A 16458-nucleotide genomic window follows, 5' to 3' on the forward strand; every position below is an offset into this window, starting at 1 on the left:
TATGCGTCATCCGAGTCCGGCCATCTCGTCGAAGTCCCCGTCCCTGGCGCCTTGGACGAAGGCCGCGATCTCGGCCCGTGTGTAGATCAACGCCGGCCCCTCCGGGTGCCGGGAGTTGCGCACCGCCACCCCGCCGTCGGCGAGAAGGGCCAGCTCGACGCAGTTCCCGTTGGGGTTGCTGCGGGAGCTCTTGCGCCACACCGCGCCCTCGATCGCACTGGCGCATATGCCATTGGGTAATGACTTCATGAGCTGCTCTCCTTGCTGGACGATCGTCCTCCGGCCCGCACGGACCCTGCGCGCGTGGCGTGAAACGAGCCCCGCGCAGCCGTTCCCGCCGATGCAATTGCAGATGTACTTGCAGCAGCGGGCGGCCGACGAGGATATTAGCCCTCCCGAACCGGGCGGCCCAGCCCCTGACTTGCCCCCATGGCGGAGAGTGCGATGACTACACATCCTGCACCGGCCGTGCACAACGTCCTCCGTGAGGAAGCGGGTGAGGACCAGGCGATGGGCGGCCTCAGTCTCTTCGCCGTGTGCGCGCTCGGCGGCTCCTACAGCACCGCGGCACGCGCTCGCCGCTTCACCACCACCACGCTCGAAGGGTGGGGCGTCCACGCGTCGGTCGTCTCGGACGCGGTCCTGGTGGTCTCCGAACTGGTCGGCAACGCCCTGCGCCACGCCACCCCCAGGGACACGGACACCGGCACACCCCGGCCGGACGCGGTGTGTGCGGCCTGGCTGGCCCTGGCCCATCAGGACTCCAGCATCCTGTGCGCCGTCTCCGACTCCAGCCGGGCCGTCCCCGCCCTGGCAGCCCCGGACCCCCTGGCGGAAGGGGGACGCGGCCTGTGGATAATCGACCGGCTCAGCGAGTGCTGGGGCTGGACCCCTCCGGACCGTACGGGCAAGACGGTCTGGGCCCAACTGCCGATCACCAGGTCTGCCGGGTGAGCCTGCGGTGGGGGCCGTCAGGCCGTAGTGCCTTGGCGACGGTGCACCGGCAATGACATCACCGGGTGCGGCACGTTCACACGGCGCCGCGTCGGCGTCGGGCCTGCCATACGGCCGCGCCGACCAGAGCGACGACGATGCCACCTCCGAGCAGCAGCCCTGCGGACGGACCACCGCCCGAACCCCCGTCATCGCGAGGGCTGTTGGTGCCGCTCGCGGGTCCGGAGCCGTCGGCCACCGCTTCTCCGCAGCCGCGCCGCGGATAGCCCGCGATGGCGCACAGCAACCCCGAGGATCCGTACCGCAGGGGCGGCGCAGCCTTGGCCAGCGCCTCCGCGGTGGTGGCTTGCGGCGGCAACTGCACGCAGTGCGAACGCACCGCCGGGGGCTTCTCTCCGGACGGGGCGTCCTGCGCTGTGCCGAAGTCCAGGACCAGGGCGACCCGCTTGGTGCCCGCCTTCGCCGGGGTGGCGGCGCAGACCGCTTCGAAGTCGGCGGGAGCACGGGGGACGACGGATGCCTTCGTGTCCGCCTGGAAGACGGCGAAGCGCAACCCTTCCACGGCGCCGTCGGCCGGGCGGTAGGTACCCGGGCCCTCGGCCGTGGTGCGCCAGGTGCCGTCGTCCCCGTGCCGCAGCGACCAGTAGCGGAAGGCGTCGGCGTGGGCGGGCGCCGCGGGGGCCAGCGCGAGCGTCGCGGCGGTGGCCGCCGTGGCCAGGCCACGGCCGAGGGGTCTGACGCTGAGTTTCACCGTGTGTCTTCCGTCTGCCTGGTGCGGGCCGCTGCGTAGCGCGGGAATTTCCGGGGCATCCCTTGGTGCGTGCCGGAAGGGGAGTGTACGCAGCGAAGGGTGTCCGACGGGCCACTCCTGGCGGTGCCTGCCCGGAAGCCGGCTGTACTCTGCGTCACTGCACGGGAAATCCGGCTCATTCTGGAGGGGCAGCAGTGGAGAAGACGGACGACGCCGACCCCGCACCGCGGTCGCGGCCCGCATTCGTTGTGGCTGCGACGCACAGCAGCGCCGGCAAGACGACCGTCACGGCCATTCTGCTGCGCCTCTTGCGCGAACGCGGGCTGCGGGTACAGGCCTTCAAAATCGGCCCCGACTTCATCGACCCCGGATATCACCGGGAGATCACCGGACGCCCGTCGATCAATCTGGACCTCTGGATGATGGGGGCCGAGGGGGTACGTCGCTCCTACAACCGCTGGTCCGCGGAGGCGGACGTATGCGTGATCGAGGCCATGGGCGGCCTGTACGACGGGGAGAACGGCACGGAGAGGGGAAGCGCGGCGCACCTCGCCAAGCTCCTCGGCCTTCCCGTCGTGGTCGTCATGGACGTGTGGGGCATGACGCGCACGTCCGGAGCCGTCCTCGGCGGCCTGCTGGCCTTCGACCCCGAGGTCCGGATCGCGGCGTGCGTCCTGAACCAGGTCGGCAGCCGCACCCACGCCGAGATGGTGCTCACCGCGCTGCCGGACCATCTGCGCGAGCTCGTGGCCGGCTGGGTCGAGCGGAGCGAGCATTTGCGTGTCGACGAGCGGCACCTCGGACTGACCACGGTCGAGGAAAATCCGACCGGCGCCGCGGAACGCGCCCGCGCACAGGCCGCTTCCGGCCGCACGGTGGATATGGACGCGCTGCTGGCGGCCACCCGCACCGCATTGCCCCACCCCGCCGAAACACCCGCACCCCACCCACCACGCCGAACTGGCCCCGGTGTGCCCCGCGCGCGGCTGGCGGTGGCCCGTGACGCCGCGTTCTGTTTCTACTACGAGGAGAATCTGCGCGCGTTGGAGGACACGGGGTTCACACTGGTGCCCTTCCGGCCCACCGTCGATCCGCGGCTGCCGGATGACGTGGACGCGGTCTACCTCGGCGGCGGCTATCCGGAGAGCTTCACCGCCGAGCTGGCCGCAAACCGCTCACTGGCGCGAGAGCTGAGGACCCGCGCCGAGCACGGAATGCCGATCTACGCGGAGTGCGGCGGGATGATGTACCTCGCCCGGTCCCTCACCGGCTTCGACGGAGAGCGCGCGACCATGACCGGCGTCCTCCCGATCGATGTGGTGATGGACCGCCAGTACCTCTCCATCCATTACGTCGATGTGCGCACGCAGGCGCCGTCCCCGCTCGGTGAGGCGAATCAGCGAGCCCGTGGTCAGGAGTTCCACCAGTCCCGCATCACCGATGCCGGGATCGAGCCGAATCTGTACGAGGTGACCACGAGCACGGGCGAACGCCGCCGTGCAGGGTTCCTGCTCAACAACGTGGCGGCCGGCTACATCCATCTCCATTTCGCCCTGCACCCGGAAATCCCGCGCAATTTCCTGAGCGCCGCTCTGAGGTACGCGAAGACGGCGCCCGCCGTATGAGATCGGAGAAAACCTTGAAGCGGATCACGCTGTTCCGTCGCCGCCGGCTCCGGTCGGTCGCGATGGCGGCCGTTCTGGCGGGGCTGATTCCCCTGCTGCCGGGCCAGGAGCCCACGAGCGCCGCCGCGTCGAACGCCTCACCGGCACCCAAGTCCCTCAAGACCGCGACCATCCACTTCGCCCCGGAAGAAGGAAAGGTGGCGAACAACCGCGCCAAGATGGTCGAGCTGGCCGACGAGGCAGCCGGCAAAGGTGCCAAACTCATCGTGCTGCCGGAGATGGCCACCAGCGGCTACTCCTTCTTCAGCCGTGCGGAGATGGCCGAGGCCGCGGAGCAGGTCCCCGGAGAAACGACCGACGCACTCGGCGCCGTCGCCAGACAGCACCGCGCCTACATAGCGTTCGGCATGCCCGTCTACGAACCCGACACGCGCCGGTACTACAACTCGGCCGTTCTCCTCGGCCCGGACGGCAGGACCCGCGGCGTCTATCACAAGCGCAACCACCTGATCGAATCCTCGTACAACGCGTCGAGCTTCGAGCAGATCCCGACCTTCGACACCGAATACGGCAGGATGGCGCTGGTCATCTGCTCCGACATGTTCAACTCCCAGTTCCCCAGAGCGGCCGCGGTGCAGGGGGCGGACATCCTGATCGCACCCGCCAATGTCGGGATCGACACGGACTTCGTCCGCGTCCGGACCTTCGAGAACGACTTCTCCATGATTGTCGCGAACCGCTGGGGCAAGGGCACCAAGGGGTCGAAGCCCGATGTGTTCACGCAGGAAACCTTCACCGTGCCATCGCCGTTCCCCTACGATTTCGATTTCGGGTCGCGCAGCGTCATCATGACCCATGACGGCAAGGTCCTCGCGGAGGTGAGCGGCCAGTCCGATCAGATCGGCTACGGCGAGGTCCCGGTGCGCACGTCACGGACCTTCCCGGTGGAGCGCAAACCCGCGATGTATTCCCTGATGGGCCAGGACACTCTGGAGCCGTATACCCAGAAGCAGTTCCAGCAGCCCGACCCGACCACCTTCACCGCCGCCGCTGTCGACCCCGGTCCCAGCACCACACCCTGGCAGGCCGCCCTCGATGCCGCGGCCAAGGCCACGTCCCGGGCCGAGTCCGACGGCAAGAAGCTGCGCCTGATCGTCTTTCCGGCCGACTACTTCCCGGGCGCCGACACGGCGGGCCTCGCGAAGCTGAAAGCGTTCGCCACGAGTCACCGGACCGACCTGCTCATCCACTACCCGGCCACCGCCACCGAGGTGCCCAAGAGCACCCTGATCGCCTCGACGGGACAGTCCTACGAGTACCGGCGCACTCACCACATGCGCGGCGAAACACTCCCCGAGGACCGGCTGTCGAACGACTACCTGGTCATCGACCGCGACTACGCCCGGCTCGCCCTCATGCAGGACGTCGACATGATGCCGCCCGAGACCGCCCACGTCCTCGCCCGCATGGGAGTCGACGTCGTCGCGATGAACACCGACTGGCGCGACCCGGTCCGCAGCGCCCTCTGGAAGAGCCGCACCGGCGACTACCTGCACATCGTCACCGCCAACAAGTCCGGCCCGGAAGGGGTCTACCTCGGCGGCTACAAGGCGGATCCCAGCTTCACCGAGGCCGAAGGCACCGTGATCCGCGACATCACCACCGGCGATGTCCGCGCCAAGCCCTCGGCCCGCTTCTTCGACCCCACCACCCTCCTCAAGCCGTGCCAGGAAGAAGCCCGCACCTGCTGACCCCGGACGAACCGGCGAACCGGGGCTCTGACCACCTCACATGACCTCCTGAGGCCCGGGCCGGCCCGCGCGGGCCGGCCCGGACACGCTCGGCTGTCCGCTCAGCCTCGTGTCATCAGCGGACGACCGAGGCCGGCCGGAAGTCGGTCACGGCAGGATCTCGACGTACCCGTCGATTCCGTGCACACGGATCCGCTGCCCGTCACGGATCAGCCGGGTGGCCCGCTCCACGCCCACGACGGCCGGCAAGCCGTACTCCCGGGCGATCACCGCGCCGTGGGTCATCAGGCCGCCCACCTCCGTCACCAGGCCCGCGATGCCGACGAACAGCGGCGACCAGCTGGGGTCCGTGAAGGTCGTGACCAGGATGTCACCCGCTTCGAGATCGGCCTCCGCCATGTCGAGGACGACGCGGGCGCGCCCCTCGACGGTCCCGGCGGACACCGGGAGGCCGGCCAGGGCGCCGTCCGGTACGTCGTCGCGCCGGTACGCCCCGGTGAGGGCCTCGCCGTCCGATGTGAGCACCCGGGGCGGTGTGAGCGCGTGGTACGACCGGAACGCGTCCTTGCGCTGCTGGACGATCCGGCCGTCCACCTGCTGCGAGCGCACGGCGTCGTGGAGTTCCTGGAACGTGAGGTAGAAGATGTCCTCCTTCTCAGGAAGCACGCCGGCCTGCACGAGCCGCCCGGCCTCCTCCAGAAGGGCCTGCTTGTAGATGAAGTAGCGGCTGATGATGCCGTACTTCGGGTACTCCCGGTATCCGATGAAGGTGCGGACCCGGTCGATCATCCGCTTGGTCTCGTCGGCTTTCCGGTCCCCGTCGGGCAGGGCCCGCAAGCGGGACAGCACGTCCTGTTCCTTCTTCAGCGCCGCCTGCCGGCCTTCCTCGAAGCGGCGCCCGGCGGCGCCCGGCCCGAAGTTCCGCACGTTGTCGAGGATCACGGGGACGAGCGTGGTGGGGCGCTCGCGCCAACGTGGCCTCGTGATGTCGATCTCGCCGATGCAGCGCATGCCGTACCGGTCGAGGTATGCCTCGATGGCGTCGCGCGCCTCGGCCCCGCCCGCCGGCTTCGGCAGTTTCTCCAGGAAATCCTCGTCCTCGGCGCCGACGCCCTGGAGGAACGCCACCACCTCCGGACGCGAGCGGATCACGTCGGCGACGTCGAGCAGCGCCAGCCCCATCTCCGAGGTGATGTTGCCGGGGGCGGACAGGGTGAGCGTGTCGGCCGCGTTCTTCTCACCGAGCCACTCGTGCAGCTTGTCGTTGAGCCACCACGTGGCCTCCATCCCCGCCATGATCACCTGGAGGCTCAGCGGATCGCTGAGGACCCGCTTGTGCTCCTCGAAGGCCTCCAGCAGGAAGTCGAACAGCGCCGGTCCGCTCTGCGACCGGATGCCGCGCTCCAGGGCGGCGACGGACGCCCGGCTGCGCTCGACCAGCTCGGTGACGATGGCCGGGTCGGTCCCGACCGGGGTGGGCGCGGCGCCGGCCGGCGGCCCGCCGGGGCCCGCGTCCGGGAGCGAGGGGACGAAGCCGCCGCGGTCGAGGACGGTCTCCAGCGCGTCCCTGACCAGCGGATCGCCCCTCCCCACGAGGTCCAGGAGGCCCGCGCGGCTGGCGGGCGAGGCCAGGCGCCGGGTGACGTCCACGAACAGCCTCCCGCCGGCCTCGTGCATCGGCACCATGGCCGTCAGCTGCCAGATGGAGAGTCCCAGGGGCTTCATGGGGTCGGTCATCATCTGCTGGTGGCCGACGGAGACGTAGACGTGATTCTCCTGGTCGCCGCTCTCGGGGACGGGGAACAGGGTCGTGATCGGCCGGCTCTGCACGATCCGGAAGCCGTCGTCGACCAGGCACCACTCGATGTCCTGCGGGTGGCCGAAGTACGCCTCGATCCGCCGACCGAGCCGCACGAGCTGCACGACCTGCGCATCGGTCAGCGCCGGCTGCTCCTGCCGCTGCGGGGCGATCGCCACTTCCCGCGTACCGCCGGCCGGCAGGGCGTGTACGGCACGCTGTTTGGCGGCGATCGTCCTGGCGACGACTTCGCCGTCCCGCACCGTGAAGACGTCCGGGTTCACCAGGCCGGAGACCAGGGCCTCGCCGAGCCCGAATCCGGCGTCCACGGTGGCGGCCTTCCGGTCGCCCGTGACGGGGTCGGCCGTGAACAGGACACCGGCCGCACGCGGCACGACCATCCGCTGCACGACCACGGCCATGTGGACCGTACGGTGGTCGATGCCGTTCCGCCGGCGGTAGGACACGGCCCGCTCGGTGAAGAGCGAGGCCCAGCACCTGCTGACGTGCTGGAGGATCGTCGCAGGCCCCACGACGTTCAGGTACGTGTCCTGCTGGCCGGCGAAGGAGGCCGTCGGCAGGTCCTCTGCCGTGGCGCTGGACCGGACGGCGTAGGCGGCCCGGTCGCCGAGCCGGGCGAGCGCGCGGGTGATCGCCGACGCGAGGTCGTCGGGCATGGCGATGCCCTCGATGGTCTTTCGGATCTCCGCGCCGAGCGCGCGGACCGCCTCCCGGTCGTCCGGGTCCGAGCGCGACAGCCGATCGAGCAGTTCGTCGATCGACGGTGCTTCCGCCATGATCCGCCGGAAGGCGTCCGTCGTCACGCAGAAGCCGGCCGGCACGTCGATGCCTTCGATCCGCGACAGCGCGCCCAAGCCCGCGCCCTTGCCACCGGCAATCGCGACCTGGGACTCGTCGATCTCCTGAAGGTCCAGCACGTACTGCTCGATCACCGCGACACCTCCGGGGCCGTCCTGCTCCACTGCACTCCGCCGGCCGGTCGAATCACCGGCACGGCCATCGGTCGGACAGCACCGTGTCCCTTGTACGTCGACAACAACACACGCACGGTGTGTCCCTCATTTCCGCAGGTTGTGGCCTTGGCCGACGATTCTGCGCCGCCACCCGGGCCTTGCCGCAAGCCCCCTGGTGCGCTATAGGTTGAGAGTGGCAGGGAGATATCTCCTTGCCATTGTCTTTTTGCCGCCCGCTGGAACGGCCCGGAAAGTCCCGATCGGGAACGGCCCGGAAAGTCCCGATCGGCCTCGATGCGCGTAGGCGGCGAAGATCTCAGCCCCGACAGCCCAGTGTCCGGCCCAGGACGTGGGTTCGGTTCCCGGCAGCGCTTCGTAGTGGCGCTGGGCCTGCTCCAGTCCGGCGACGGTCATCGCGGTCTCCACCAGCGTTCGGCACCGCGGGGCACGCCGGTTCGTACTTTGCAACGCTCGTTGCAGGTTGGTTTGACTGTGGCCAAGTGTTGCGTCTCTAATGGATCTCGAACGCGGGGTTTGTGGTTGATCCGCCCCAAATCCCGCCGTGCGAGCCTTGTGCCGCTTGTCGGTACCGGGCTCACCTGGGCGCGGGGTGCCTGCTGGCGGCCCGGCCCGTCGCCGGAGGCGCGCGTCCCCCCATCGGGCGCCTCCGGCGAGAACTTTTCATGACCACTTGAAAGTTGGGAAGCCGTGGACACCGAGGCGACCAGTACGCGGCCCTCGCGCAAGAAGGAGTTCATCGCGGGCCCGGACGTCGTGGTCGGTGCTGGGCCGCTCGCTGGGGGAGGGTTACGTGTCGGGGCTTCGCCTGGTCGGCCTGGCGGCGTCCGGTTTTCGGCGCGAACAGGACAACGGCCCCGACCTCGGCGCGAGCCTCCACGCATCGGTCCTGGGCGGCGACCGATAGCGCGCCGATCCGCCGAGTGAGCTGACCGGCGCGAAGATGGCCCACGGCGGTGAGGGGGGAAGACCGCCGTCAAGCCCGCGCGTGTCCCTTCGGCTTCCCCGTAGCGACAACACATCGTCGGCCGGCGATGCCTGGACGTTCAGGGCGCCCGGCTCCCGCCGGTGCTCACCCTGTCGATGCCCTCCGTCATGCCCGTCGGCTCGCTGACGGTGACCAGGCCCTCGCCGACGCGGATATCAGGAGCATCCACGTCGTGGTGTTCCGCCCGCCGGAGCCCCGGACCCTCACGAGTGGCAGCACCGTGAGCCATCTGGTCGCGGCGACCGAGCGCCGGGGGAACGTCCCCGCGTGCCCCGGTGAGTACCCGGGCCGCCGCGGCGGCCCCACACGATGACCTTCGGCCGTGGCGGCGCACCGGGCCGCCGCTCGCACCCGGCGACGCACTCCTGACGTGACGACACCGTCGAGGGGGACGCCGGCCCCGCTCCCACGTGCCCGGAAACGCCGCCGCCTTCCCACGCCACGTCGCGTTCTCCAGCCGTGCCCTGTCCCTTTCCCACCTGGCTGCCCCGTCCACGTGGCAGCCTCCCGATCACAGAAGGTGAAGGCCATGTCCACCCCCCTCTTCCAAGAAGTTCTCGTCCCGGCCGACTGCGGCTGTCCCGACTGCGACGCGGCCCGGCAGGCGGCGCGTTCGGTGCGGGCGGGGCGCACTGCGACCGGGGCGCTGATGGTTGCCATGGCGACCGTCACCACCGTCGCCGGCGCCGCCCAGGTGCTCTCCGCCCAGCCCGCCGCGGCGGCGAGCGCTGCCACGGCCGCCCGGCACACTGGGCAATACGCCTCGTACCACGGGGCCGTGACGAGCCGGACGGAGATCGTGCGCCGCGCGCAGCACTGGGTGGACCGCGGGGTCCGGTACAGCATGAGCAGCTATTACGAGGGGTACCGACAGGACTGCTCGGGCTTCGTGTCGATGGCGTGGGGGCTGTCCGGCAGCCAGTGGACCGGGAGCCTGGCCTCCTACGGGATACGTGTGGGCAAGGACGAGCTGCAACCGGGCGATATTCTCCTGTACCACAATGCGGCGAATCCGACCTATGGCTCGCACGTCGTTCTCTTCGGTGGCTGGTCGAATTCCGCCCGAACCAAGTACGTGGCCTACGAATTGACCAAGCCGCACGCGCTGCGGCGGGTGACTCCGTTCCCGTACTGGAACCACACGTCGGGATATGTGGCGTACCGGTCGCGGGCGGTCGCGGCTGGTGGAGCCGGCCAGGGTGATACGGGTACGTCGTCCGGGCCCGTAAGCGGCGCGTTCCCCGGGGCCGGGAAGTTCGGTGCCGGGCAACACAACGACTACGTCACGCAATTGGGCCGGATGCTGGTACAGCGCGGCGGCGCACGCTTCTATACCGTGGGCCCCGGGCCTGCTTGGGGCCGGGCCGACGAGCAAGCCACTGCCGCGTTCCAGCGCGCCCAGGGCTGGCGCGGTGCGGAGGCCGACGGCATCCCTGGTCCGCAGACCTGGCAGCGCCTGGTCAAGGGAACCGGCAACGACATTCCTGCGGCGCATGGCTCCGAACAGGCGGGCGGCGCACCGAGTTTCCCCGGACGCGGCGTCTTTCGACCGGGCCAGTCGAACGACTTTGTGACCCAGCTCGGACGGCAGCTCGTGAAGAAAGGCTTCGGAGGCCACTATGCGGTGGGGCCCGGACCTCGTTGGTCCGAAAGCGACCGCCGCAATGTCGAAGCGTTCCAGCGCGCGCAGGGATGGCGAGGCGGCGACGCGGACGGCTACCCGGGTCCGGAGACGTGGCGACGCCTGTTCCGCTGACGGGCGCCTGCATCGCCGGCGTTTTCCGGTCGGAGCCGAACTCGCGTAGCCGGCTTTCCGGACGCTGGACGAGAAGGCGCAGTTCATACGGGTGACCGGTGGCAGTCGCACGTGACCGGGATGCCGGGAGCGCGGGCGGGCACCACCGCCTTGCGGTGATGGGCCGCGGCCCCGCGGACGCCGGTGGAATACCGGGTCCGCGGGGCCGCGGCGCTGAAGGCGGCGTCCGTGCGCTTCAGGCGGTGAAGGTCGCCCGCCCGTCCAAGTAGGTGGCGAGTACGTCGATGTCGCCGATGGCGTCCGGGTCGACCGTGTAGGGGTCGTCGCTCAGGACGACCAGGTCGGCGTGCTTGCCCACCTCGATGGAGCCGACCTCGTGTTCACTCTGCAACTGCCACGCGGCGTCGAGGGTCTGGGCGCGGATCGCTTCGCTCAGGGTGACGCGGTTCTGCGGGCCCAGCACCCGTGCGCCCGAGCGAGTGCGCCGGGTGACCGCGACCTGGATGTTGCGCAGCGGCTCGACGGGCGTGACGGGTGCGTCGTTGTGGAAGGAGATGCGGATGCCGGCGTCGAGGGCGGCCCGGGCGTTGGCCCAGTCATGGGCGCGCTCGCCGAACAGGCTCTCCACCAGCACGTCGCCCCAGTAATAGATGTGGTCCACGAAAAGGCTGCAGGTGATGCCCAGTTCGGCGGCCCGCCGGTACTGCTCGCGGGTCATGGTGCCGCAGTGTTCGAAGCGGGTGCGGTGATCCGGGCGGCCGTGCTCGGCCAGTACCTTCTCGAAGACGTCGAGCATCATGTCCACCGCGACGTCACCGTGGATGTGGCACGCCAGCTGCCAGCCGCGGGGCAGGTACGCCTCGGCGATCGCGCGGGCCTGTTCCGGGGTGTAGTTGGCACAGCCGCGGTGGCCGGGGCCGAGCCCGAGCGCCGCGGTCCGGTCGTTGCTGAGGTAGGGGAAGCTGGTGGCGATGTTGCCGATCCACGGGCTGCCGTCGGCCCACATCTTGATGCCGATCTGGCGGAACATGGCGTCCCCCTGGCCGGGTTCGGCGTCCGTGTGCAGCTCTCCGTTGGACATCTCGTAGGCCCGTACCCGTACGCGGGCCAGCGGGCTGCGGGCGAACCTGGCGCAGACGTCCCGCATGTCGCCCTTGAGGCCGAGGTCACCGCAGGTCGTCAGGCCGCGCGAGGCCAGCAGCCGGTGTTCGTGGGCCAGCAGCTCCGGGACGCGGGCGGTGGGCGGGCTCAGGGGCGCGCCCATCATGATCAGCGAGGCCGGGGCCTCGACGGCCTTGCCGGTGGGCTCGCCCGTGGCATCGCGCTCGAAGTGACAGCCCGCCGGGTCGGGGGTGTCGCGGGTGAGCCCGATCGCCTCGATGGCCAGGGAGTTGCCCCAGGACATGTGCGCGGAGTTCTGGAGGATGGCGACGGGGTTGGCGGGGGCGAGGGCGTCCAGCCAGGCGCGCGTGGGCTCCTGGAGGCCCTCCTGGAGCAGGGTGTCCCAACCCACGAAGGCCAGCGGCACACCGGGCTCGGCGGCGGCGACGGTCTCCTCGATCCGCTCGATGACGGACCGTGCGGTGGGGCAGGTCATGGGGCGGATGTCCACCACGTCGGGACCGTCGGTGGTCATGCTGACGCTCGGGTGGCCGTGCGCCTCGACGAAGCCGGGCAGTACCGTGCGGCCGCCGAGGTCGACGACATCGGTCGCCGGGCCGGCCAGGGCGCGGATCTCCGCGTCGTCACCGACGGCGGTGATACGGCCGTCGGTGACGGCGAGCGCCTCGGCCCGTGGCCGGGCGGGATCGACGGTGATCACGGCGGCGTTCACGAAGATCCGCTGGGGGACGCGGCCGGTGGACTTGGGTGCGGGGGTGGTGGTCATGTCGTTCCTCCTGTGAGGGGAGTAGGGGAGGCGTACCGGCGGGTGCCGTGCGCACGCCCTCTGTCAGGCCGCTTCCGAGGGCTGCTCGACGGGCTGGGCGGTGCCCTGTCCCTGAACCGCCGCGGCACGGTCGTCCGGCTGGGGCCGCATCATGCGCCAGATGATCAGCGCGGCGGCGACGAGGAGGACGGCGACCAGCAGCATGCCGAGGCCGAAGCCGCGCGCGGCGGCGTGCTGGGGCGTGCCCGAGGACGCGGCGGTGAAGGAGCTGACCACCGGGATCAGACCACCCAGCCCGAGCCCCATGCCCATCTGGCCGACCGCGGGCTTCACCGCGCCCACGGAGCCGACCATCGAGGGCGGCGCGGACCGCATCATCACGGCGGACTGCGGATTCTGTGCCCAGGTGACACCGAAGCCGATCACCGTCGAGGTCGCCAGGAACAGCCACAGCGGGGTGTGTTCGGTGGTGAAGGCCATGGTCAGCAGCCCTACGGCGATGAAGCCGAGCCCGCTGACGAACATCACCCGGTCGCTGGTGCCCCGCCGGGTCTGGAAGGCGCCGGCACCGAACGCGCCACCGATCGACCCCACGCCGAACATCGCGATCACGATCGAGGAGACGAAGGCCGACTTGCCGAGCGTCTGCTGGACCATCAGCGGGTACTGCATCGTCACCGCCGCGTTGCCGAGGTTGAAGACGACGCCGACCACGATCGCCGCGACGAACGGCCGGGAGGTGAACAGCTCCATCGGGAAGGCCGGTTCGTCGACCCGCCTCTCCCAGGCGGCGAACAGCCCGAACAGCGCCACCGCGGCCGCCATCAGCCCCAGCGTGACGGGCGAGAGCCAGCCGTGCGCACCGACCTGGCTGAACCCTTCGATCAGGCAGATCAGCGCCAGAGCGGCGAGCAGCACCCCCACCGTGTCGAAACGGCGGGCCCTCTCCGCCCGGCTGTCGGGCACCGTCAGATACGCCCAGACGGTGGCGATCACACCGATCACCGGGACGACGACGTAGCCGACCCGCCAGCCGAAGTGCGTGACCAGCCCGCCGCCTCCGACGCAGGCGACGACGATCATGATGCCCTGGACGCCGAGCCAGATGCCGAACGCCCGGGGCAGCTCGTGCCGGTGGAACAGCAGCGGAATGATCGCCAGGCTCATGCCGAAGGCGGCCGCCGTCCCGATACCGGTGATGACCCGCCCGATGAGGAAGACGGCGCCGTTGGCGGCGAGCGCGGTCACCAGACAGCCGACGACCGTGGCCACGGCACCCCACAGCAGGACCTTGCGTCGCCCGCGAAGGTCCCCCAGGGAACCGGTCCCCAGCATCGAGGCGGCCAACAGCAGCGTGGCGATGCTCGCCGCCAGCGTCATCGTCCCCGAGCTCATGCCCAGGCCCGTCGCGGCGCGGGGCAGGGCCGTGGAGTTCAGGCTCGGATCGACCATCTGAATGGTCGAGACCGCGCTGACTCCCAGCAGTGCTGCCTGCCTCCGCCGAGGATTGCGCAGCATCCGGGGTGTCCAACTCTGTGGAACCGGTGGGTCGGTGGAAACCGCAGGACCTGGCATGCTCGGTCATCTCCTCTGGAGGGTCCGCCCGTGCCGGGTGCCGCGACTGCGATGGGGCTTCCCCGGGCCGGCGGAGTGTTCGTGCGTTGCGCTTCCAGCCTGGGGCGTTGCGGACGCGGCACAGGGCGCCGAAAGTCCTGCCCGCAGGCCGGGACTTTCGCCCCGCCGGGACGTGGGCGGGTGCCGGTGGCCATGCGGCCAGGTGCCTCCGGCCGTGTCGCGCCCCCGAGGAGAACGCCGCAGCGCTTCACGCCTCCGACGGTGGCCACGCGTCCAGGACTCAAGCCCTCCGGCGCGCTCGCCGTACGGCCCCGTAACGAGGGACCGAAGGGGAGGTGTGATGCGCGCCACCGCGCCGATGGGCCGGGCCCTGGGGTCGGTAGGTGAAGATCGCACGGAATAATGAGGTCATGGCGGTACAGACAGTCCAATTGCTGGCAAATCTCTCCCCGCAGGCCCGGCTCCTGGTCGGAGCCGGGGGAGTGGACCGGCAGGTGGCCGGCCTGACCGACCTGCGGGGGCGGCCCCCGGCCGATGCGTCCCCGCTGCCGCCCGGACATGCCGTCACCCTGGACGCGGCGTCCGTCCCGGTCGACCGGGACGCGCAACGCGCGCTCGTCGCCCGCCTGCGGCACGTGCCGCTCGCGATTCTGGAGGTGGCCGCCGCGGACCAGGCGGTACCCATCGGCTTCCTCGCCCTGGCCGAGCAGTACGAAGTGCCGGTGGTGCGCTGGCTTCCGGTGCCGGGCCAGGACCCGGCCAGGGAGGTCCGCGCCGCGCTGCGCCGGACGCGCCCGGTCGTGCCGGACCTGGCCGGCTGGTCCCGTGACCTGGGCACCGAACTCGATTCCGAGGTTCACGTCCTGGTTGCTCGGCTGCGCCCGCTGGCCGGGCCGCCCTCGCAGGATGACGCGCCGACGTCATGGCTGCCGGTCGACGTGCCGCCCGCCGCCGGCCACGACCCGATGTTCCGCACGGTGCTGACCTCCGGCTCCCGACACGTGCGGGTACGGTCCATCGCGGCGGGCGGCAAGGTCCAGGCGGTGCTGCTGGTGTCCGGCCGTCCACTCGACGCGGCCCGCCTGGAACGCCTCGACCGAGCCGCGGCCGAACTCGCCGACCGTTTCAACAGGAGCCGCCCGCCCGCGCCGCACGAACTGCTCATGCTCCAGGCGGGAATCCGGCTGCTGGCCGGCCACGCGTTGCGGAGCAGTGTGTGGAGCAAGGTCGTCGAGGAGTTCCGGCTCCCGCAGGCAGGCCCGTACGCGATGCTGGTGATCACCGGAGCCCCGGCTCCGCTCCTCGCCGCCGCGCTGGAGGAGTGCTGGGGGCTGGGGCGTTGGGTGACGCCGTGCGAAGTCCCCGAGGGGATGCTTCTGGTGGCGCGTGCCGAGGTCTTCCTGGACGCCCGGTCCCTCGTCGACGGCCTGATCGGTCACCTCGCCCGTCCCGTGTACGCGGGCCTGGCCATCCTCCAGCACCGGTCGGAACTCGGTGTCGCCTACGAGCAGGCCCGGTCCGCCGCGCGCCAGGCCGTGCGGCGGCAGACGCCTCTGGTGACCCACGGTGAACTGGAGTGGCGGGACCTGGTGCCGGCGACCATCGACCTGGCCGGCGTGGCGTTGCTGCGCTCCCGTCTCCTGGAGACGCTGGAGGCGGCGCCCGGGGGCGACGTCCTGTTGGAGACCTTGCGCACGTGGGTCCGCGAGGAATACCGCAACGACCGCACCTCGGCGGCGCTCGGCGTGCACCGCCACACCCTGAACAACCGGCTGCGACGCTGCGAGAAGCTCCTCGGCGCCCGGCTGGACGCGCCGGACGCGTCCTTCGGGCTGTGGCTCCTTTTCCATGACGGCGCCGACACCGGCAACGACCGGCCGTGACGCCCTTCCGTGCCGGGCCGGTGCGGAGGCGGCCCGGGCGGGCCTTCTCGATGGCCGGCCCGACGGGGCCGCCGCCCGGGTGGCGGGATTCCCCGTCGAGCAATATTTTGTTGCGCTACAACTTGCAATGCAACGCTTGTTGCGTATTCAATGGGGTATGGGTGGACCATACGGGTAGCTGCTCCAGGCCGGCCGTGGGTCCACCGGTGACACGGTGCAAGCGCTGTCGCGCGTCCGCGAAGGCGTGGGCGGCACCCTGAGGTTGGATCTGTGAGGCTCTGATGGGCGGATATCTGTCCCCGTGGCGTTCCCGGCGCGGTCCTGTGGCGACCGCTGCACAGGAACCTGCCGGGCAGGCGGCCGACAGGCGGTTCTCGATGCGTCGCCGCACGGGCCGGCGCGATGCGCCCGCCGACGGTGGCTCCGGCGCTCGCCGGGAACTGCTCCGCGACGATTGCGAGGGCGGCTGTTGCCGGGGCGACGGAGGGGGGCACGGT

General features: G+C 70.7%; 10 protein-coding genes. 5 read left to right on the forward strand and 5 right to left on the reverse strand.

The genetic code is table 11. From position 1 onward, the window contains the following. Nucleotides 1-6: 6 nt before the first annotated feature. On the reverse strand, nucleotides 7-249 hold the full coding sequence (locus ACH4FX_RS36985; protein ID WP_398485862.1) for a DUF397 domain-containing protein: 243 nt from the start codon (nucleotides 247-249) through the stop codon (nucleotides 7-9). Nucleotides 250-444: 195 nt separating this feature from the next. Between ACH4FX_RS36985 and ACH4FX_RS36990 the strand changes: the two genes are divergently transcribed. Beyond that, nucleotides 445-954, forward strand: coding sequence for an ATP-binding protein (locus ACH4FX_RS36990; RefSeq protein ID WP_398485863.1), 510 nt, complete (start codon nucleotides 445-447; stop codon nucleotides 952-954). 76 nt (nucleotides 955-1030) lie between these two features. On the opposite strand, the gene ACH4FX_RS36995 is transcribed toward ACH4FX_RS36990, so the two are convergent. Next, nucleotides 1031-1705 carry an SCO2322 family protein gene (locus tag ACH4FX_RS36995; protein ID WP_398485864.1) on the reverse strand — a complete coding sequence of 225 codons (675 nt, stop codon included), beginning with the start codon at nucleotides 1703-1705 and terminating at the stop codon, nucleotides 1031-1033. Between the two features lie 194 nt (nucleotides 1706-1899). Between ACH4FX_RS36995 and ACH4FX_RS37000 the strand changes: the two genes are divergently transcribed. Both ACH4FX_RS37000 and ACH4FX_RS37005 read left to right on the forward strand, forming a co-directional pair. After that, the gene (locus ACH4FX_RS37000) at nucleotides 1900-3330 is read left to right on the forward strand and encodes a cobyrinate a,c-diamide synthase (protein ID WP_398485865.1); all 1431 of its coding nucleotides are present in this window, start codon (nucleotides 1900-1902) and stop codon (nucleotides 3328-3330) included. Between the two features lie 14 nt (nucleotides 3331-3344). Beyond that, nucleotides 3345-5081 carry a nitrilase-related carbon-nitrogen hydrolase gene (locus ACH4FX_RS37005; RefSeq protein WP_398485866.1) on the forward strand — a complete coding sequence of 579 codons (1737 nt, stop codon included), beginning with the start codon at nucleotides 3345-3347 and terminating at the stop codon, nucleotides 5079-5081. Between the two features lie 147 nt (nucleotides 5082-5228). Here ACH4FX_RS37005 and rph read toward each other — a convergent pair whose 3' ends face one another. Then, nucleotides 5229-7832, reverse strand: a complete 2604-nt coding sequence (rph, locus tag ACH4FX_RS37010; RefSeq protein WP_398485867.1) for a rifamycin-inactivating phosphotransferase — start codon at nucleotides 7830-7832, stop codon at nucleotides 5229-5231. Nucleotides 7833-9388: 1556 nt separating this feature from the next. Between rph and ACH4FX_RS37015 the strand changes: the two genes are divergently transcribed. Beyond that, nucleotides 9389-10615, forward strand: coding sequence for a peptidoglycan-binding protein (locus tag ACH4FX_RS37015; protein ID WP_398485868.1), 1227 nt, complete (start codon nucleotides 9389-9391; stop codon nucleotides 10613-10615). Nucleotides 10616-10850: 235 nt separating this feature from the next. Here ACH4FX_RS37015 and ACH4FX_RS37020 read toward each other — a convergent pair whose 3' ends face one another. Continuing rightward, the gene (locus tag ACH4FX_RS37020; RefSeq protein WP_398485869.1) at nucleotides 10851-12503 is read right to left on the reverse strand and encodes an amidohydrolase; all 1653 of its coding nucleotides are present in this window, start codon (nucleotides 12501-12503) and stop codon (nucleotides 10851-10853) included. 63 nt (nucleotides 12504-12566) lie between these two features. Further along, complete coding sequence (locus tag ACH4FX_RS37025; protein ID WP_398485870.1) at nucleotides 12567-13955, reverse strand: MFS transporter; 1389 nt, start codon at nucleotides 13953-13955, stop codon at nucleotides 12567-12569. Between the two features lie 533 nt (nucleotides 13956-14488). Between ACH4FX_RS37025 and ACH4FX_RS37030 the strand changes: the two genes are divergently transcribed. Further along, the gene (locus tag ACH4FX_RS37030; RefSeq protein ID WP_398485871.1) at nucleotides 14489-15961 is read left to right on the forward strand and encodes a PucR family transcriptional regulator; all 1473 of its coding nucleotides are present in this window, start codon (nucleotides 14489-14491) and stop codon (nucleotides 15959-15961) included. The last annotated feature ends 497 nt before the right edge of the window (nucleotides 15962-16458 follow it).

Origin of the sequence: Streptomyces sp. NPDC018019 (assembly GCF_044327805.1) — a bacterium.
In the GTDB taxonomy this organism is placed as follows: Bacteria; Actinomycetota; Actinomycetes; order Streptomycetales; family Streptomycetaceae; genus Streptomyces.